This is a genomic window from Roseovarius sp. B08, assembly GCF_051417955.1.
GTDB lineage: Bacteria > Pseudomonadota > Alphaproteobacteria > Rhodobacterales > Rhodobacteraceae > Roseovarius.
In genome coordinates this window covers 777226-796622 of sequence record NZ_JBPRLW010000001.1, presented here as the reverse complement: position 1 = coordinate 796622, position 19397 = coordinate 777226, and the positions used below count along the sequence as shown (strand labels likewise).

Here is a 19397-nt window from a genome sequence, read left to right as displayed (position 1 = left end):
GCGCCGGGATGGAGCGGCCTTTGTGTCTGCGTCGGGGCGGTCTTAGCCCAGCACGGACTTCACGACCTTGCCCAGCTTGGTGGCCACTTCGTCGGCCTCTTGCCGTGTCATGCAAAAGGGCGGCGCAAAGCCAAGGATATCGCCCTGCGGCATGGCGCGGGAAATCACGCCTTCCTTGACCAATTCGCCGGCCAGCCGTGCGCCGACCTTTTCCGAGGCGTCGAAAAACACGCGGTCGTCACGGTCCTTGACGAATTCCACGGCGCAGAGCAGGCCCTCGCCGCGCACCTCGCCGACATGGGCGTGGTCGCCCACGGCCTCGGTCAGCGCCTTCTTGAAGTAGGCCCCAACCTCGCCGGCGTTTTGCACCAGGTTCAGGTCGTCGATCAGCTGCAGGTTGGCGACGCCAGCTGCCGCACCGATGGGATGCGCCGAGTAGGTCCAGCCGTGGCCGATGGGGCCGTTCTCATCCGTGCCCTGCTCCAGCACTTTCCAGACCTTGTCGGACACGATGGAGCCGGACAGGGGGGCATAGGCCGAGGTCAGGCCCTTGGCGATGGTGATGATGTCCGGCTTGATGCCGTAGTGGTCGGAGCCCATCATGCTGCCCAGGCGGCCAAAGCCGGTGACGACCTCGTCAGCGATCAGCAGGATGTCGTGCTTGGCCAGCACTTCCTGGATCGCGGCCCAGTAGCCTGCGGGCGGCGGCACGAGGCCGCCGGTGCCCAGCGCGGGTTCACCGATGAAGGCGCCGATGGTGTCCGCGCCCTCGCGTTCGATCAGCGCTTCCAGTTCGGCCACGCAATGGGCGACGAACTCATCCTCGGTCTGGTTCACGTCGGCGCGGCGATAGTAATACGGCGCCTCTGTGTGCAGCACCTGCGCCAGCGGCAGGTCGAACTTCTGGTGAAAGAGGTGCAGCCCGGTCAGCGAGCCGGTCATCAGGCCCGAGCCGTGATAGCCGCGCCAGCGCGAGATGATCTTCTTCTTCTGGGGAAGCCCGCGGATGTTGTTGTAGTACCAGACCAGCTTGATGTTGGTCTCGTTGGCGTCCGAGCCCGACATGCCGAAATAGACCTTCGACATGTGGTCGGGCGCGCGGTCCAGCACCATCTTGGCAAGCGTGATCGCGGCCTCGGTGCCGTGGCCGACATAGGCGTGGTAATAGGCCAGTTCGCGTGCCTGAGCGGCGATGGCGTCGGCAATCTCGGGCCGGCCGTAGCCCACGTTCACGCAGTAAAGCCCGGCAAAGGCGTCGAGCAGGCGGTTGCCGTCGCGGTCCTCGATATGGCAGCCGGAGCCGCCGGTCACGATGCGCTGCGGCGCCTCACCCCGGGCGAATTCCGCCAGGTGGGTCGAGGGATGGAAAAAGTTCTCGCGGTCCCACTGGTCAAGTTGATCGTTCTTCAGCATTCGTAGTCTCCTTAGCCCCAATCGCGGCAGACGTATTTGATTTCCATGAACTCTTCCATGCCCTTTCGGGCGCCCTCGCGGCCGAGGCCGGATTGCTTGACCCCGCCGAAGGGAATGGGCGCGCCGGTGACCTTGGTGCGGTTGACCGCGACCATGCCGAACTGCAGCGCGCGGCTGAGCCGGTAGATGCGGCGCGGGTCGTGGGCGTGGACATACGCCACAAGGCCGTATTCGGTGTCGTTGGCGCGGCGGATGGCTTCTTCCTCGGTGTCGAAGGGGGTGATCGGCGCGACGGGGCCAAAGGTTTCCTCGCGCATAATCTCGGCCTCGTCGGGCACATCGGTCAGCACGGTCGCGTCATAGAACAGGCGTCCGAGCGGATTGCGTTTGCCGCCGCAGGCCAGCGTCGCGCCTTTCTCCAGCGCGTCGGCGACGTGCGCCTCCTGCTTGGCCACGGCGGCTTCGTTCATCAGCGGGCCAAGGTCGCAGTCATCCATGCCGACGCCGATCGTCAGTTCCTGGGTCGCGTTGGTGAAACGCTTGCAGAATTCATCGTAGATGCCGCGCTGGACGTAGATGCGGTTTGCGCCTAGGCAGTCCTGCCCGGAGGTGGCGAACTTGGCCTTGATGGTCTCGGCCACGGCATGATCGAGATCGCAATCGTCGAACACGATCACCGGCGCATGACCGCCCAGTTCCATGACCAGTTTCTTCACGGTTTCCGCCGACGCGCGGTAGAGCAACCGCCCCACCTCGGTGGAACCGGTGAAGGACAGCGCCCGCACCCGCGAGTCGTCGGTCCAGGGCGGCACCACGGTCGAGGCGCGGCCCGTGACCACGTTGAACACGCCCGGCTCGACGCCCGCGCGTTCGGCCAGTTCGGCCAGCGCCAGCGCCGAGAACGGCGTCTCATGGCTGGGATGCGCGACGATGGTGCAGCCGGCGGCAAGCGCCGCGGCGGCCTTGCGGGTCAGCATGGCCGAGGGGAAGTTCCACGGCGTGATCAGCGCGACGACGCCCACGGGTTCGAGCCACAGCTCGACCTCGGCGGTGTTCAGGTGGCTGGTGACGCCCTCGATGTTGGGGCGCTTGGCCTCCTCGGCGTAGAATTCGACGAAGGACGCGGCATAGTCGATCTCGCCCCGCGCCTCGGACAGGGGTTTGCCCTGTTCGGCGACCATCAGCTTGGCCAGATCCTCGCGGTTCTCGATGATCAGGTCGAACCACCGGCGCAGGATCGCGGAGCGGTCCTGTGGCAGCTTGGACGACCACTTGGGAAAGGCCTCCTGGGCGACGGTGACGGCATCACCGCTTTCTTCGGCGGAAAGGCTCGCAACCTCGCCGACCACGGCACCATCGGCGGGGTCGGTCACGGAAAGGGTGCTGCCATCGGCGGCGGCGACCCATTTGCCGCCCACGTAGGAAAAGTTGCGCACGAGGCGCAGGTCTTCGATCAGTCGCAGAGACGAGTCGGGCATGGTGTCCTCCTGTAAGTTACAGGAGTTCTACAGTGTCCGGGCAATGACCGAGCCTGAATGCGGCCGTCGTGCCAGAGGAATTTTCTGCGCATCCAGCCCGCCTGCAGAAGAATCTACTGCAATCCGACAATTACCTCGATCGGTGGCGCGGTCGGCCCCTTGACCGGCTTGGTGACAACATAACTGAAATAGCGTGCCATACCGATCCTGTCGTTCAGCATCTGATCGACCAGCCGCTGATACGCGTTGATGTCGGGGGTCACGACCTGAATCAAATAGTCGTAGCCGCCGCCGATCCCCCAGCAGGCGATAATCTCGGGGTGGTGCTGGACCGCGTCCTCGAAAATGCGGAAGGTCGCGGCGGTGTGGTCTGTCAGTTCGACGGCGACGAACACCGTGACGTGCGGGCCCAGTTCACGCAAAGCGATTTCGGCGCGATAGCCGGTGATGAACCCCGCCTTTTCCAGGCGTTTCAGCCGCTCCCAGCAGGGCGAGGCCGACAGGCCGACGCGCTCGGCCAGGGCGGCCTTGGTGATCCGGCCATCCTCGGCCAGGACCTTCAGGATCTCGATGTCGCGCGCGTCGAGCCGGGTCATCGGGTGGTCATGTCCGGATACGCGAGCCGGCGGCGGGCAGCGCGGCGCGGACGTGACTGGCGATCGCTGTGTCCTGCGCGCCGGTGCCGGTCAGATCGCAGATGGTGATATCCCGGTCAGACCGGCGGCCCGTGGCGGAGCCGGTGACGATCTCTCCCAGCTCGGGCGGGGTCACCCCCGCGAGCACGCCCGCCGCGCGGGCCGCTTCCAGCTCGCCGCTGGTTTCGCACTGGCTGACGCGGTCGCAGACGTAAAGGTCCGCGCGGGCCAGAGCGGCCGGGTCGATCTCGTTCTTGCCTTCCTGGTCGGAGCCCATGGCGGTGATGTGCAGCCCCGGATGCAGCCAGTCGGCCATCAGCACGGGCGCTCGCGCGGGCGTGGTGGTGACCACAAGCTGGCTGTCGGCCACGAGGGCGGCGGGATCGTCCACGGCATCCGCCTCGATCCCCAGCGTGGCGGCAAGGTCTTCGGCGCAGGCGGCGGCCTTGTCGGGGTTGCGCCCGTGCACGAGCACGCGTTTGAAGGGACGTACCAGATGGGCCGCCTGCATCTGAAGCCGCGCCTGCACGCCGGTTCCGATGACGCCCGCGGTCTCGACCGTTTCCGGGGCGAGGTGCCGCGCGGCCACGGCGCCCGCAGCCGCCGTGCGGATGTCGGTCAGGTACCCGTTGTCCAGGTAGACGGCTTCGACCAGGCCGGTCTTGGCCGAGAACAGGATCATCAGGCCGTTGAGGCTGGAAAGGCCCAGGGCGGGATTGTCGAAGAACCCGGGACTGACCTTGATGGCGAAGCCGTCGAAGCCGGGAATATAAGCGGTTTTCACATCGACCTCGGCATTGGCCTGGGGAAGGTCCATCGACAGGATGGGCGGCATGACGACGTCGCCCCCCGCAAGCGCGGCAAAGGCGCGTTCGATGACGTCCACCATCTCCACGTCCAGCCGGACAGCCTGGCGCAGGTCGGCTTCGGTCACGATCTGTATCTCATGGGACATAGGTTTTTCCCTTTACCAGCGTATCACCCAGTTGGATGTCCTCGCCCGCCATGATCCGGTGGAACATCCCCATATCGAGGTTGCGGCCCGTGATGATAGTGCCCACGGGGCCCGGCAGGCCGGACAGCTTGCCCGACAGCAGCGCGGCGATGCCGACGACGCAGGCGCCCTCGGCCACTATGCGGTCCTCGTAGAAGAGCACTTGCATGGCGTGATAGATCTCCTCTTCGGTCACCAGCACCGTATCGTCCAGGTGGTCGCGGCAAAGCGCGAAAGACAGCTTGTTGTTCATTCCGATCCCGCCGCCGAGACTGTCTGCGAGGCTGGCGACCTCCTCCACCTCCACGGGACGCCCCTTGGCAATCGAGGCGTGCATGGCCGCGCCGCGATCCATGCTGATGCCGATGACCTTGATCCCGGGGTTGATCGACTTTGCCGCGACCGCCACGCCCGCGGCCAGACCGCCGCCGGACAGGGGGACGAGGATCGTGCCGAGATCGGGGCGCGCCAGCAGCATTTCGAGGCCGATGGTTCCCTGCCCAGCGATGACGTGCCGGTCGTCGAAGGGGGAGATTTCGACGAGCCCTTCGGAGTCGACCAGCCGCAGGCTTTCGGCCAGGGCATCGTCCTGGCTGCGGCCGCAGGTTCTGACCTCGGCACCCAGGGCCCGGATGCCGTCGACCTTGGCCTGGGGCACGAGGTTCGACATGCAAATTACCGCGCGAAGCCCGCGATGCGCGGCGGCATAGGCCACCCCGCGCCCGTGGTTTCCGGTGGAACAGCAGGTCACGCCCTTTACATCGTCCGCCAGATTCATCACCGCGTTGACCGCTCCGCGCAGTTTGAATGCGCCGATGGGCTGCATGTTCTCGAGCTTGAGCAGGAATTCCGAGCCTGTCTTCTGCGTCATGAACGGGGACGGCACGAAAGGGGTGCCGTCGGCGACACCGGCGATGGTCTGTCTTGCGGCCAGGATATCGGACAGGGCGAAGGCCAAATGGACACTCCTTTTAACTGGTTGCGGCGCGGGGACGGACGGGCCGAACACCGCATTGCTTTGGCGCAGGATGGGGGATGGGACGGTCGGAACGCAACCGTAATAGACAGCGGGCCGCAAGAGCCCGCCCGGCACCATGCCTTTCGCAGCCCGTTTTCGCGTGGAGCGGAGGGGAATTTATCGACCGGAGGCCAGAATGCTTGCGGCCCTTCCGGGGCCGGATCATGAGCTGTGGAGGTGCGGCCAGACCGGAGAAGTGACTGGCCGATGTCCAAGCGACGGACGGCCGAACCGATTGCCAGATATCCTCACCGCAGGCTTAGCGCGCGGCTTATGACGGGCAGTGCGGCGCCGGGTGGGTGTCAAAGCGATACGTCACCATCGTGGCCGGATGATCCGGCGCCACGGCAGTCCAAGTGCATAAGGATTGTCGTGGGCCGGGCCACCCGCGCGAGCGCGTCCGCCTCAGGCCGCCGCCTTGCGGCGGTTTTCCTCCAGACGCTTGTTGATGATGTCGGACGTCTCGTCCGCCTCGGCCATCGGCGTGCCCATCTGGTCGGCGATCAATTTGACCAGCAAGTCCACACGTTCGATCTCCTCGGCGCCGCCGTCGATGGCGCGCGCCGCAGAAGACGGCTTGAGAAGGCCGTTTGCCGCGTTGGCGTATTTCTCGAAGGGGACCTGATCCTCTTCGTCGGCGCCGAGGTCCGTGACGAGGTCGCACACCTTCTTGTAGATCGCCTGCGACTCCAGAAGATCGCCGTGCACGGCTTCCTTGATGGGACGAACCCCGTCACGCTGAACGCAACGGTAGTTGCCGGTCAGCAGCATGGCCCATTTCGCGAACGGCACGAACAGCGAGTCGAAGAGGCGCAGCTTGACGGGCACATCCTTGCCGTCCACGCGCACCGCTTCGATCTTTTCCTCGAGCTCGCGCACGATGGCGGTGTGGGCCGGGTCCTCGAACGGCGCGGCCTTGAAATTGGTGGGCAGGCCCACATGCAGCACGTTCGGCCCCTCTTCGGGCGGGCGGAAGGCCTGCGGGTCGGGGCTGCACAGCGAAACGAGGCCCGGCTTGAAATCTTCCCACGGCTCGATGCTATTGAATGCCGGGCGCAGGGCGTCGGCATCCAGGCGTTCGATCCGCTTGAGATACGGCAGGGGGGCATGTTCATGATCGACATGCAAGGCCGCCCGGACGCGGCGATCCGCTTCATCAGGTCGGTAATCTCGGCGTTGCCGTATTGCGGCTCGGACATGGCCAGCGCGATGAGGTCGTATTCTTCGGGCTTCACGTTCGCAGGCGCCTTGGCGTCGAGCTGGCCGGGAAGGTCGCCGGATTTGAACGCGCGGTGCTCATCCTCGTCCCGCAGTTTGATGCGGACCTCGGTGCCCTTTTCGTTGATGATGTCGGCCGTGGCCTGGCGGCATACCAGCGTCACGTCCTGCCCCGCCATCAAGAGCTTGGTCCCCAGCAGCGAGCCGTAGGATGCACCCAGAATAAGAACCTTGCGAGCCATGTTGATCTCTCCTTGCACTTTCATCACGCAACATAATTGCGCGGAGAGATTCTTCTACAAAATTCGTGTAAATGTGTTATTGATAATATTAACAAGCTTATATCTTGTAATTTTGTAAAGACCCGGGATGTCAAAGACCTTTATCGGACCCAAACTGCGTCAGCTCAGGATCAGCCGCGAACTGACGCAGGCCGACGTCGCACAGCGGCTTGGCGTGAGCGCCGCCTACGTCAACCTGTTGGAAAACAACCAGAGAAGCCTGTCGGTCAAGATGTTGCTGGCGATTTCCGAGGCGTTCGATGTCGATGTCAAGGAACTGACCCAGGACGACGGCGCGCATGTGCTGGCGGACCTTCGCAACGCGTTCAGCGACACGACGCTGGAAGGGGCCCCGCCGGACGTGCAGGAATTGCGGAGCGCGATCGAGCGGGCGCCGGCGTTCGTCGATCATTTCCTGCAACTGCATCGCGCCCATCGCGCCGCGCTCAGGGTCATCATGCGGGGCGAGGCCGATGGGCGCGACGAACAGGTGCTGCACGCCTCTCCCGAAACCGCGATCCACGACTTTTTCAGAAAGCACAACAACTACTTCGCCGTTCTGGAGGTCGCGGCAGAGAATGCCCGGCGCGTCATTCCCGTGGCATCGGAGTCCCTTTTCGTGGACCTTCGCGCCGGGCTTCGTGACGTCCACGGCGTTTCGGTGGAGGTACGCCCCATCGAGGAACTCGGCGACTCGCTTCGCATCTACGACCAGGACAGCCGCACGCTGTTGCTGTCGCAGGCGCTCAACAACGAGAACCGCGCCTTTCAGATGGCGCATATCCTGGCCTTTCTCACCGAGGGAAGAATGATCTCGAAAATGGCGAAGGACGCGCAGGCCGATTCCGAACGGGTCCGGCCCAGGCTGGAGGTCGAACTGGGAAACTATTTCGCCGCCGCGTTCCTGATGCCCTACGAAGAGTTCCTGGCGACGGCGGAACGCACCGGGTACGACATCGACCGCATTGCGCTGGCGTTCGGCGTGACGTTCGAGCAGGCCTGTCACCGCCTGACGACGATGCAGCGCGACAAGGCGCACGGGATCCCGTTCTTCCTGTTGCGGCTCGACAGGGCCGGGAATGTCACCAAGCGATTCAACGCCTCGTCATTCGACCTTGCCGAGTACGGAGGCGCCTGTCCGGTGTGGAACGTGCATGCGGCGTTCTCGGTTCCCGGTGTCATCTTTCCGCAATTCGTGGAGATGCCAGACGGGCAGCGGTTCTTTTCCATCAGCAGGACGGTGCACCGTCCGGTTTTCAGCGCCGACACGCAGGATCGGCGGCTGACCCTGACGCTTGGCTGCGAGGCGCGGCACGCGCATCGCATCCGCTATGCCGCGAGCTTCAAGATCGACGATCATACCGTTTATCATCCGATCGGCATCAACTGTCAGCTTTGTCCGCGGCAGGCCTGTTCGCAGCGTGCGCATCAACCGTTGTTCATCAACCTGCCCATCAATGCAAATCGCCGCGGGTCGACACGCTACGAAAGCTGAACGTGCAAAGAGAAAGCCTGCCCCCCGGGAGATCAGAGGGCAGGCTTGTGGCGCGGCGGAGAGATCCGCGGCCTGTGTGGTCAGGCCTGGCTTTCCGCGGCCTTCTTGCGCTTGCGCATGATGCGCTGCACCACCGGGAACAGGACCAGCGCCAGTGCAAGACAGATGCAGACCAGCGAGATCGGCCGGGTGATGAACGTGGTCGCGTCACCCTGGGCCGAGATCAGCGACTGGCGCAGCGAGCGTTCGGCCAAAGGCCCGAGCACGATGGCCAGAACCGCCGGTGCCACCGGGTAGTTCAGCTTGCGGAGCAGATAGCCCACCACACCGATGATCAGCATGATCCAGGTGTCGAACATCCGGTCGGTCGTGGCGAAGACACCCAGCACGCAGAGCGTGAAGATGATCGGCGTCAGCAGGGTGAACGGCATCGCCAGAACCCGGATGAAGACCGGGATCAGCGCGATGTTCAGGATCACCGTCACCGCGTTGGCCACGTACATCGAGCCGATCAGACCCCAAACGAAATCCGGGCTCTCGGTGAACAGCAGCGGCCCGGGGCGCAGGCCCCAGATGATCATGCCGCCCAGCAGGATCGCCGTGGTGGGCGAGCCGGGAATGCCCAGCGTGATCATCGGCAGCATCGAGCCCGTCGAGGCCGCGTTGTTGGCCGACTCGGGCGCGGCCACACCGGCCACGTTGCCCTTGCCAAAACTGTCGGGATCCTTCGAGAACGTCTTGCTGAGACCGTAGGACATCAGCGCCGCAGGAGTGGCCCCCGCCGCGGGCAGCGTGCCCACGAAGAAGCCGAGGACCGAGCCGACCCAGGTCGAATTGATGTATTCGCGGATCTGCTTGAAGTTGTTCTTCATGCGCGACATCGAGATCTTGACGTTGTGCATCTGGACCTTGCCGCTGGTGGATTCCAGCGTCCAGAGCATCTCGCCGATGCCGTAGATACCGATCGCCAGGACCAGGAAGCCGATGCCACGCTGGAAGTCGACCATGTCGAAGAAGATCAGACGCGGGCTGCCCGAGATGATGTCGAAGCCGACTGCAGCCAGAACGAGGCCCAGAAGGATCGAGAAGATCGTCTTTGGTATGTCGTCCCCGCCCAGCCCGATGAAGGTGGCAAAGGCCAGCAACATCAGCGCGAACTCCTCCTGTGGTCCGAATTTCAGCGCGAAGGCAGCCAGGGGCGGCGCGAAGAGCGTGAAGAGGATGATCGAGACCGTGCCGCCGATGAACGACGCGATGGCCGCGGCCATCAGGGCCTGATCGGCCCTTCCGCTCTGGGCCATTGGTCGCCCGTCGAACACCGTCGCCACGGCCGTCGAGGCCCCTGGAATGCCCAGCGTGATCGAACTGATCGCCCCCCGTACATCGCGCCGTAGTATAGCGCGGCAAGGAAGATGATCGCCGTCGTTGGCGGCACCAGGAAGGTGATGGGCAGCAGGATCGCCACCCCGTTGACCGAGCCGAGGCCCGGCATACAGCCCACGAACAGCCCCGCAAGGCAGCCCGCGAAAATCATCATCAGGTTCAGGGGCTGGAACGCCTCAAGAAGGCCTGCTGTCAAAGATACAAGTATCGTTTCCATTTTTCGTCAGACCTCTCAATAGAACCATGCGTAGCGGAAGTTATCGACCCAGAGGAAAGCGTCCTCGAAGATCGGCAGCCCCTTCGGCAGGTACTTCGTCAGCGCCACCTCGAAGAGCAGGTAGACGAAGATCGGCGTGCCGATCGCGAAGCCCAGGGTCATCGGCCACGAATGCCGCCCCATGAAGCGCACGAAGAAGAGCATGAAGACGACCAGCGCCAGGTAGGTGCCGATGAACGTCATCATGATCAGCAGTGCAAGGACCGACCCTGCCGAGATCGACACGAGGAAAATCGTGTCTCTCGAAATGTATGGCTCGGTGTTGCGCGATTCGGGCGTCTTTTGCTGCACCCACCGCACGAGTGTGGCGACGGAGGCCAATGCCATCCCCGCCGACAACCAGAACGGCCACATGCCTGCACCAGGACCCCTGCCCCTGACCCAGCCGATACTGAGGTCGTCTGAGTATACGTTAAACATCAGGCCGAGCGACACCAGCAGTGTCGCGATCGCCATCAGAAGTTCCGCTGTCCGGACCGTCATTCTCTTTGGCTCCGTATAATTCGTTTGCGATCTATCGGGGGGGCGTGTCCCTGCCGGACCAACCTGCCCGCGCCCGGATCATCAGGCATCCAGGTGCAGGGCCCGGTGTCTCCGGACCCTGCTGTTCTCAGGACTGGCTTACTCGCCGGTGATGGACGCGGCGCCGACCTTCTCGATCAGCTTTTCATGCGCGACCTTCTGGTTCTCGTGGAACGTGGCCAGGTCCTCGCCTTTCATCATCTTCTCGCAGGTCAGGCCGTCGGACTTGCAGAACGCCTGCCATTCCTCGCTGTCGAAAAGCTCCTGGAAGAGGTTCACGTACCAGTCCACCGCCTCGGGATCCATGTCCGGCGGGCCGTTGACCGAGCGCTGCATGTAGTACTCGATCTCCACGCCCAGTTCCATGGCGGTCGGCACGTCCGGGAACGCAGCCATACGCTCGGCCGAGAACTGCACCAGCGGCTTGGTGTTGCCGGCGCGCCAGAACTCCATCTGCTCGGCGGGGTTGTTCACCGTGCTGTCGATCTGGTTGCCCACGAGGTTCTTGGCCACCGTGCCGCCACCCGGGAACGGAATGTAGGTCACGTCATAGCCGAACTCTGCTTCCATCATCGCGGTCAGAACGCTGTCTTCCTGGCCCGACCCGGTGCCGCCAACCTTCCAGTTCTTGCCCGCTTCGGACACAGCCGCGTTGAAGCTGTCGAGATCCGTGATGTCCTCGCGGTCGGTGTTGACCCACAGCAGGAACGTGTCCATCGCCATCAGGCCGATCGGCGTGAACTCGGTCACGTCGATGTTCAGGTCCTGCTGGATGATCGGCGTGGTGTAGAAGCTGTTCAGCGTCATCATGACGGTGTGATTGTCACCCGCCTTGTCCTGCATGTAGCGCAGCGCTTCGGCGCCCGATCCACCCGGCTTGTTGATCGGGATGAACGGCCGCGGGCTCAGATCCTTCTTCTGGATGAGGCCCTGCAGCAGGCGGGCGATCTGGTCCGCACCACCGCCGGTGCCGGCCATGATGATGAACTCGACCGGCTTTCTCGGCTGCCATTCCGCCAGCGCCGCGGGCGCCGTCAATGCCAGCGCGGATGCGCTCGCTACAAGTAGTTTAAAGGTTTTCATGGTTGTCCTCCCTATGGTCTCCATGTGTGTCAGGGCTAATGCGCGCTCATTCTTGATGTGTTTGGCGCCCGCCCCATTCTTGGTACTGCAGTCAGTCTTCGCCTGTCCTCCCTAGTCTCCTCAATGAACCATGATGACCGGGAAATCCGCTTCGGCGACAACAACTTGCGAGTTGCCACCGAACAGGGATTCCCGTTCGTAACTGTCGTGATAGGCACCGATGATCAGCATACCGGCACCTGCGGCGCGGGTTTCCGACAAGAGTTGCCGACCCACGTTGCGGCCTTCGGCCTTGAACATCCGGATATCGGACGCGACGCCGCGCAGCTCCAGGTAGCGCTGCAACTGGTCTGCCCCGGGATGTTCGTCCCTGGGGCTGTCGCCGGTGTGCAGGATCGTCACCTTCTTGGCGCTGGAGATCAGCGGCATGGCCATCGCAACGGCCCGCGTCGCCTCGAGCGAGCCGTTCCAGCCGATGGTCACGTGATCCGCGAAATTCGCATCTGTCACGTCCTGGTCGGGACACATCATCACCGGGCGGCCAGAAGAGAACAACGCCGATTTCAGCGTGTTGATCCCGAGGTTCATCTGCGGGTCAGGCTTGGCCACGCAGACCAGGTCGCACAGGCGCCCGTATCTCTGGACCGCGTCGACCTGCTTGCCCTCGTACTCGATGAACCGGGTCGTCGGCTTGTCGAGCTCGTGATCGGCGATCTCGAGCCCGAGCTTCTTGGCTTGTTTCTCGAACTCGCCGTACAGCTGGTCGCGCGTCGAGTCGGCATTGGCATGCGCCGCATCCTCGATGTGGCGGCGCAGCATGGTCGGGATCACGACGCCGTAGGGCATCATGTCCTCGGTCTTGGGATGGCAATGCACCACGCGGACCCGGGCACCGAAGCGCCGTGCCAGGGCGGCGGCGTGGGCAAAGACGTTGTCGCCTTTGCCGTCGCCCCGCACCGGAAGCATGATGCTGTGGAGAGAGTCGTAAGCCATGGCTTAGAACAACCCTTCGATTTCGCCCTGGTCGTTCAGGCGGATGTTTTCCGAGGCCGGCCGGCTGGGCAGGCCCGGCATGGTCATGATCTCGCCGCAGACCACCACGACAAAGCCCGCGCCGGCCGAGAGCCGCACCTCGCGCACCGGCACCGAGTGGCCCGTGGGCGCGCCGCGCTGCGTGGGATCGGTCGAGAAGCTGTACTGCGTCTTGGCCATGCACACGGGCAGGTTGCCGTAGCCCTGATCTTCCCATTGCTTCAGCTGGTCGCGCACCTTCTTGTCCGCAATCACCTCGTCGGCGCGGTAGATCTTCTTGGCGATGGTCTCGACCTTCTCGAAGAGACCCATCTCGTCGGGATAAAGCGGCTTGAAGTCCGCCTCGCCCTTCTCGATCGTCTCCACGACCTTCTTGGCGAGATCCGCCGACCCTTCCGAGCCCAGCTCCCAGTGACGCGACAGCACCGCCTCGGCGCCGTTCTCGGCCACGAAGTCCTTCACCGCCTGCACCTCGGCATCGGTGTCGGTCACGAAGTGGTTGATCGCCACCACCACAGGTACACCGAAAGACTTAACGTTCTCGATATGCCGGCCCAGGTTCGGGCAGCCCGCCTTGACCGCCTCCACGTTCTCGGCGCCCAGGTCCGCCTTGGCCACGCCGCCGTTCATCTTCATCGCCCGCACCGTGGCGACCAGAACCACCGCCGAGGGCGCGATCCCGGCCTTGCGGCACTTGATGTTCATGAACTTCTCGGCGCCCAGGTCCGCGCCGAAGCCCGCCTCGGTCACCACGTAGTCGCACAGTTTCAGCGCCGTCTTCGTGGCGATGACCGAGTTGCAGCCATGCGCGATGTTGGCGAACGGGCCGCCATGCACGAAGGCCGGATTGTTTTCCAGCGTCTGCACCAGGTTGGGTTGCATCGCGTCCTTCAGAAGAACGGTCATCGCGCCTTCGGCCTTGATGTCGCGGCAATAGACCGGGCTGCGGTCGCGGCGGTAGGCCACGATCATCGAGCCCAGCCGTTCCTCGAGGTCCTTCAGGTCGCTCGCCAGGCACAGGATCGCCATGACCTCCGAGGCCACGGTGATGTCGAACCCGTCCTCGCGGGCAAAGCCGTTGGCCACACCGCCCAAGGACGACGTGATCTGGCGCAAGGAGCGGTCGTTCATGTCCACCACGCGGCGCCAGACGATCCGGCGGGTGTCGATCTCGGCGTCGTTGCCCCAGTAGACGTGGTTGTCGATCATCGCCGACAAGAGCGCGTGGGCGCTGGTGATCGCGTGGAAGTCGCCGGTGAAGTGCAGGTTCATGTCCTCCATCGGCACGACCTGGGCATAGCCGCCGCCCGCGGCGCCGCCCTTCATCCCGAAGTTCGGCCCCAGCGAGGCCTCGCGGATGCAGATCATCGCCTTCTTGCCGATGTGGTTCAGACCGTCGCCCAGGCCCACGGTCGTCGTGGTCTTGCCCTCGCCCGCCGGCGTCGGGTTGATCGCGGTCACCAGGATCAGCTTGCCGTCCTCGTTGCCCTGGACCGAGTTGATGTAGTCCTGGCTCACCTTCGCCTTGTCATGCCCGTAGGGCAGCAGGTGCTCGCCCGGAATGCCAAGCTTGTCGCCAATCTCCTGGATCGGCTTCTTCGACGCCGCACGCGCAATCTCGATGTCTGATTTGTGGCTCATTTTGTGTTCCCTTTGTCGCGTTTCAGCTTGGAAATTCTTCGCCGACCTCAAGGCCGACCTCGGATGCCCACTGGGCGGCGGGTGTCTTGTCCCCGCCCTCGGGGCGTACTCGTTTCACCAGGATACGTCCGCCGACGCACTGCACCTCGATGCCGTCGTCGGTGATGGCGCGGACCCGGCCGGAAATGCCGTCGCCGGGGGCGCGGGCACTGTCGTAGATCCCCAGCTTGGCGCCCTTGTAGGTCGTCCATGCGCCGGGCGCGGGGTTGGTGCCGCGAATGAGATCGTAGACCTGGCCCACCGGGCGATGCCAGCAGATTTCCGAATGCCGCGCGGTGCAGCGGCGCTCGTAGGTGGCCTCGTCCTCGTCCGGCACGATATGCGGCGGATTGCCTTTGCGGAACAGGTCGCAGACCTCCAGCACGCTGTCGACCGCGGCGGGGTAGATCTTCTTGAAATAAAGGTCGATCACCGTGTCGTCGGGACCGATTTCGCATTCCCACTGCATCAGGCTGTCGCCCTCGTCCAGCCCGTCGGACGGGTAGAACCAGCTGAAGCCCGACTTGTCCGAACCCATGATGATCGGCCAGTTGACCGCGCTGGGGCCGCGATGCAGCGGCAGCAGCGACGGGTGGAAACAGATCGAGCCGTGGGTGGGCGTGTCACGCGCCGCCTCGGGCACGAAGACGTTGACGAAGGCCATGACCATCAGGTCGGCGTTGAAGCCTTCCAGCGTTTCCAGTGTCTCTGGCGCGTCGAAATTCGCCGGCTGCTCGACGGGCAGGCCCTTTTCGAGCGCGAATTCCTTGATCGGGTCGACCGGTTTGCCCTCGCGGTCCGGCTCGCAGTAGACGGCCACGACCTCGTCGGTTCCGGTCTCGATGATCTTGGCCAGCACGTCCTTGCCGAAGGCCTGCTGCCCCATGACGATCAATCGCATTTTAGTCCTCCCTTGGGTCCGGCAGGTGCGGATTTGCGCCGCACGCTGCCGGTCTTTCCTTCAACTATTCCGCCGCAGTCCTCTGCGGGTCTCCGACCGCGCCGCTGTCGAGCACGGCCTGCAGCTCCTCTCCGTCATAGCCCAGCACGTCGCGCAGGATCTCCACCGTGTGCTCGCCCAGAAGCGGCGAACGGGTCACCTCCACCGCGCTGTCCGAAAGCTTGATCGGGCAGCCCACCGTCGCGTACTTGCCGCGCTTGGGATGGTCCACATCGACGATCGTACCGGTCGCCCGCAGCCCGTCGTCCTCGATCAGCTCCTTGGTCGACAGGATCGGGCCCACGGGGATGTTCAGCGGGTTGCAGATGTCCATCACCTCGAACTTCGTCTTGGTCATGGTCCACTCCTCGATCGTGCCGAAGATCTCGTTCAGCTTGTCCAGCCGCTCGGGCGGCGTGGCATAGCCCTCGGCCGTCTTCCACTCGGGCTTGCCGATCACGTCGCAGATCTGCTCCCACACCGCGGCCTGGGTGATGAAGTAGGTGTAGGCGTTGGGGTCGTCCTCCCAGCCCTTGCACTTCAGGATCCGGCCCGGCTGGCCGCCGCCCGAGTCGTTACCCGCGCGCGGTGTCGCCTCGCCGAACTCGATGCCCTCGCCGTACTGGCTGTACTCCTTCAGGGGCCCGGCCTCCAGCCGCTGCTGGTCACGCAGCTTGACGCGGCAGAGGTTCAGCACCCCGTCCTGCATCGGCGCCAGCACCTTCTGGCCGCGGCCGGTACGCTCGCGCTGGAAAAGCGCCGTCATGATGCCCAGCGCCAGGTGCAGCCCGGTGCCGCTGTCGCCGATCTGCGCGCCGGTCACCAGGGGCGGGCCGTCACGGAAGCCGGTGGTCGAGGCCGCCCCGCCGGCGCATTGCGCCACGTTCTCGTAGACCTTGCAGTTCTCGTAATTGCCGGGGCCGAAGCCCTTGACCGAGGCCATGATGATCTTGGGGTTGATCTCCTGGATCCGCTCCCAGGAAAAGCCCATGCGATCGAGCGCCCCCGGCGCGAAGTTCTCGACCAGCACGTCGCATTCCTCGATCAGCCGGGTCAGAACCTGCTTGCCGGTCTCGTTCTTGGAATTGAGCTCGATCGAGCGCTTGTTGTGGTTGAGCATGGTGAAGTAAAGGCTGTCCGCGCCCGGCACATCCACCAGCTGTTGCCGCGTGGCGTCGCCCACGCCGGGCCGCTCCACCTTCAGAACATCCGCCCCGAACCACGCCAGAAGCTGCGTGCAGGTCGGACCGGACTGCACATGCGTGAAGTCCAGAATCTTGATGCCGTCCAATGCTTTCATAATGTCTCTCCCGCTCAGATGTTCTTGGCTTGGGGGTAACGGTTCTGCGCCACCACCGAAGACGGGTTCAGGTTGCCGATGTTGCCGCTCTCCTTGCCGGCATCCTCGGCGATGATGGCGTTGATCAGGGTGGGCTTGCGGCTTGCAAACGCCTCCTTGATCGCCTGGCGCAGTTCGTCGGGGTTGTTGGCGGTCACGCCGACCCCACCGAAGGCCTGCATCATCAATTCGTACTTGCTGTCCTTGACGAACACGGTGGTCGAGGGATCTTCGCCGCCGGACCAGTTTTCGCCGTCACCGCGATAGATGCCGTTGTTGTTCATGATCACGATGCAGACGGGCAGGTTGTAGCGGCAGACCGTCTCGATCTCCATTCCGCAGAAGCCGAATGCGCTGTCGCCTTCGACCGCCAGGACCTGGTTGCCGGTTTCCACGGCGGCGGCGATGGCAGAGCCCATGCCGACCCCCATGATGCCCCAGGTGCCCACGTCCAGACGCTTGCGAGGCTTGTGGATGTCCACGATCGAGCGGCACTGGTCCAGCGCGTTGGCGCCTTCGTTGACCAGAACCGTATCCGGGTTCTCGGCGATCAGATCCTTGATGACGCCCAGGGAGCCCTGGTAGTCCATCGGCGAGTTGTTGTTCTTCAGGCGGGGGGCCATCCGTTCGATATTGGCCTCGACCTTGGAGCGCACGGCGCCGGTCCAGTCCTCGGACGGTTTTTCCCAGTTGCCGCGGATCTTTTCCAGCAGAGCGCCGGCGCAGCTGCCGATATCACCGATCAGCGGGGCCGCGATGGGCTGGTTGCTGTCCATCTCGTTGGGTTCGATGTCGATCTGCACGAATTGCTTTGCGCCCTTCTCGCCCCAGGCCTTGCCCTGCCCGTGGCTGAGCAGCCAGTTCAGGCGCGCACCGATCAGGAAGACGCAGTCGCTTTCCTTCAGCACAAGAGAGCGGGCCGCCGAGGCGCATTGCGGATGCGTGTCGGGCAGAAGGCCCTTGGCCATGGACATTGGCAGGTAGGGAAAGCCCAGCGTTTCCACCAGTTCCTTCACCTGTTCGTCCGCCTGTGCATAGGCCGCGCCCTTGCCGATGATGATCAGCGGCTTCTTGGCGTTTTTCATGACGTCCAGCGCGCGATCCACCGCTGCGGGGCTGGGAACGCTGGCGGGGGACGGATCCACGACCTTGATCAAGGACTTGCTGCCCTCGACCTCGTCCATGACCTGCCCCAGCAGAGCGCCGGGAACGTCCAGGTAGACACCGCCGGGACGGCCCGTCAGTGCCGCGCGGACGGCACGGGCAACACCGAGGCCGATATCCTCGGCGTGCAGGATACGGTAGGCGGCCTTGGCATGGGGCCGCGCGATTGCCAGCTGATCCATCTCTTCGTAATCGCCACGCTGAAGGTCGACGATTTCACGCTCGGACGAACCGGAGATCAGGATCATCGGCCAGCAATTGGTCGTGGCATGGGCAAGCGCGGTCAGGCCGTTCAGGAAGCCGGGCGCGGATACGGTCATGCAGACGCCGGGCTTCTTGGTCAGGAAGCCGGCGGCAGCGGCGGCATAACCTGCGTGTTGTTCGTGACGGAAAGACAGCACGCGCATACCTTGCGCCTGCGCGTAGCGTCCAAGATCGGTGATCGGGATACCGGGAACGTTGTAGATCGTCTCCACCCCGTTCAGCTTCAGCGCATCGATCAGAAGATGAAACCCGTCGGTCAGCGTTTCCGGATCCGTCTCGATCCGCGAGACGAGGTCATCGTTCATCTGGGTCACACCCATGGTCTTCCTCCCTGTTCGGGGCCCCCTAATGGCCCCTTGCTAGTGCTCATTCCCTGTTCTCAGCCGGCCTTGGCGCCTCCAACGCCTTCGGCCAGCTCGAAATTGCTCCAAGTGCGATTGACATGTGTATGCAATCGCATCGTGTGCTCGCGGACGAGGCGCTCGGACAGCGCGGCATCCCGCGCCTCGATCGCCTCGATGATTTCAGCGTGATCGACGACCGACCGCCGCACGCGGTTGCCCTCGCCCATCGCCCGGACACGCACCGCGTTCATGTGCAGGAACAGGCCATCGGCCATCGTCCGCAGCAGCGTGCAGCGCGAAATCTCCAGGATGCGCTGGTGAAAGCGGATGTTGTCGTCGGAATATTCCGAGATGCGCGTGTTGGCGATCTCGTCGTTGTACTTTGCCGCGATGGTGCGCAGACTCGCGATCTCGCGGTCGGTCGCGTATTCACAGGCCAGACGCGCCGCCATGCTTTCCAGCGCCGCCCATGCCACGATCATGTCCAGGATGTCGGCCAGGCTCTTGCGCTGCACGAAGACACCCTTGCGCGGCTGAACCTCGACCAGTCCGTCACGCTCCAGCCGGGCCACGGCCTCGCGCAGCGGTGTCCGGGAGACACCCAGTTGCTCGGCCAGATTGCGCTCGTCGAGGCGCAGATCGGTCGCGGCATCATAGATGTTCATCTCGGTGATCGCTGTCCGAAGCATTTCGTAGACGTGATCCTTCAGCGTGAAGTTCGAAGGCACAGGTTTAAGCTTCATGCGCCCTCTCCGATCTCAAGTTGCGCGGCGTCATTTGCGACGTTGGTATACCATACACAGCATACCTAGCACGACAAACGATTTTTGAGGTTTT

General features: G+C 63.9%; 15 protein-coding genes and 1 pseudogene. 1 reads left to right on the top strand and 15 read right to left on the bottom strand.

Annotated elements, in window-relative coordinates; genetic code table 11:
- Positions 1–42: 42 nt before the first annotated feature.
- The 6 genes from ACSQ76_RS03995 to ACSQ76_RS03970 form a co-directional block, all read right to left on the bottom strand.
- A complete protein-coding gene (locus tag ACSQ76_RS03995) occupies positions 43–1413 on the bottom strand; it encodes an aspartate aminotransferase family protein (RefSeq protein WP_437155552.1) in 1371 nt (456 codons plus the stop codon).
- A gap of 11 nt (positions 1414–1424) precedes the next feature.
- Complete coding sequence (locus ACSQ76_RS03990; protein WP_437155551.1) at positions 1425–2891, bottom strand: NAD-dependent succinate-semialdehyde dehydrogenase; 1467 nt, start codon at positions 2889–2891, stop codon at positions 1425–1427.
- Positions 2892–3004: 113 nt separating this feature from the next.
- A complete protein-coding gene (locus ACSQ76_RS03985) occupies positions 3005–3487 on the bottom strand; it encodes an Lrp/AsnC family transcriptional regulator (RefSeq protein WP_437155550.1) in 483 nt (160 codons plus the stop codon).
- A gap of 7 nt (positions 3488–3494) precedes the next feature.
- Entirely contained in the window at positions 3495–4481 is a 987-nt protein-coding gene (locus ACSQ76_RS03980) for a cyclodeaminase (protein WP_437155549.1), read from the bottom strand.
- Entirely contained in the window at positions 4471–5478 is a 1008-nt protein-coding gene (gene eutB / locus ACSQ76_RS03975) for a hydroxyectoine utilization dehydratase EutB (RefSeq protein WP_437155548.1), read from the bottom strand. The genes ACSQ76_RS03980 and eutB overlap by 11 nt, the downstream gene beginning before the upstream one ends.
- Before the next feature lie 465 nt (positions 5479–5943).
- A complete protein-coding gene (locus tag ACSQ76_RS03970; protein ID WP_437158252.1) occupies positions 5944–6666 on the bottom strand; it encodes a hypothetical protein in 723 nt (240 codons plus the stop codon).
- Between the two features lie 459 nt (positions 6667–7125).
- Between ACSQ76_RS03970 and ACSQ76_RS03965 the strand changes: the two genes are divergently transcribed.
- Positions 7126–8532 (top strand): helix-turn-helix domain-containing protein, encoded by a 1407-nt coding sequence (locus ACSQ76_RS03965; protein ID WP_437155547.1) that lies wholly within the window; start codon positions 7126–7128, stop codon positions 8530–8532.
- 80 nt (positions 8533–8612) lie between these two features.
- Here ACSQ76_RS03965 and ACSQ76_RS03960 read toward each other — a convergent pair.
- The 9 genes and pseudogenes from ACSQ76_RS03960 to ACSQ76_RS03920 all read right to left on the bottom strand — a co-directional run bounded on the left by ACSQ76_RS03960 (position 8613) and on the right by ACSQ76_RS03920 (position 19303).
- Positions 8613–10024, bottom strand: a pseudogene (locus ACSQ76_RS03960) (tripartite tricarboxylate transporter permease).
- A gap of 123 nt (positions 10025–10147) precedes the next feature.
- A complete protein-coding gene (locus tag ACSQ76_RS03955; RefSeq protein ID WP_437155546.1) occupies positions 10148–10675 on the bottom strand; it encodes a tripartite tricarboxylate transporter TctB family protein in 528 nt (175 codons plus the stop codon).
- Positions 10676–10813: 138 nt separating this feature from the next.
- Positions 10814–11797: a Bug family tripartite tricarboxylate transporter substrate binding protein gene (locus tag ACSQ76_RS03950; RefSeq protein WP_437155545.1), complete on the bottom strand. Its 984-nt coding sequence runs from the start codon at positions 11795–11797 to the stop codon at positions 10814–10816.
- 120 nt (positions 11798–11917) lie between these two features.
- Positions 11918–12790, bottom strand: a complete 873-nt coding sequence (locus ACSQ76_RS03945; RefSeq protein WP_437155544.1) for a universal stress protein — start codon at positions 12788–12790, stop codon at positions 11918–11920.
- A 3-nt stretch (positions 12791–12793) separates the two neighbouring features.
- A complete protein-coding gene (locus ACSQ76_RS03940) occupies positions 12794–14470 on the bottom strand; it encodes a formate--tetrahydrofolate ligase (protein ID WP_437155543.1) in 1677 nt (558 codons plus the stop codon).
- A 22-nt stretch (positions 14471–14492) separates the two neighbouring features.
- Positions 14493–15410, bottom strand: a complete 918-nt coding sequence (locus ACSQ76_RS03935) for a methionyl-tRNA formyltransferase (RefSeq protein WP_437155542.1) — start codon at positions 15408–15410, stop codon at positions 14493–14495.
- A 64-nt stretch (positions 15411–15474) separates the two neighbouring features.
- Entirely contained in the window at positions 15475–16749 is a 1275-nt protein-coding gene (gene frc, locus ACSQ76_RS03930) for a formyl-CoA transferase (RefSeq protein ID WP_437155541.1), read from the bottom strand.
- A 14-nt stretch (positions 16750–16763) separates the two neighbouring features.
- The gene (gene oxc, locus ACSQ76_RS03925; RefSeq protein WP_306130516.1) at positions 16764–18536 is read right to left on the bottom strand and encodes an oxalyl-CoA decarboxylase; all 1773 of its coding nucleotides are present in this window, start codon (positions 18534–18536) and stop codon (positions 16764–16766) included.
- Between the two features lie 59 nt (positions 18537–18595).
- Complete coding sequence (locus ACSQ76_RS03920) at positions 18596–19303, bottom strand: GntR family transcriptional regulator (RefSeq protein WP_437155540.1); 708 nt, start codon at positions 19301–19303, stop codon at positions 18596–18598.
- Positions 19304–19397 lie beyond the last annotated feature (94 nt).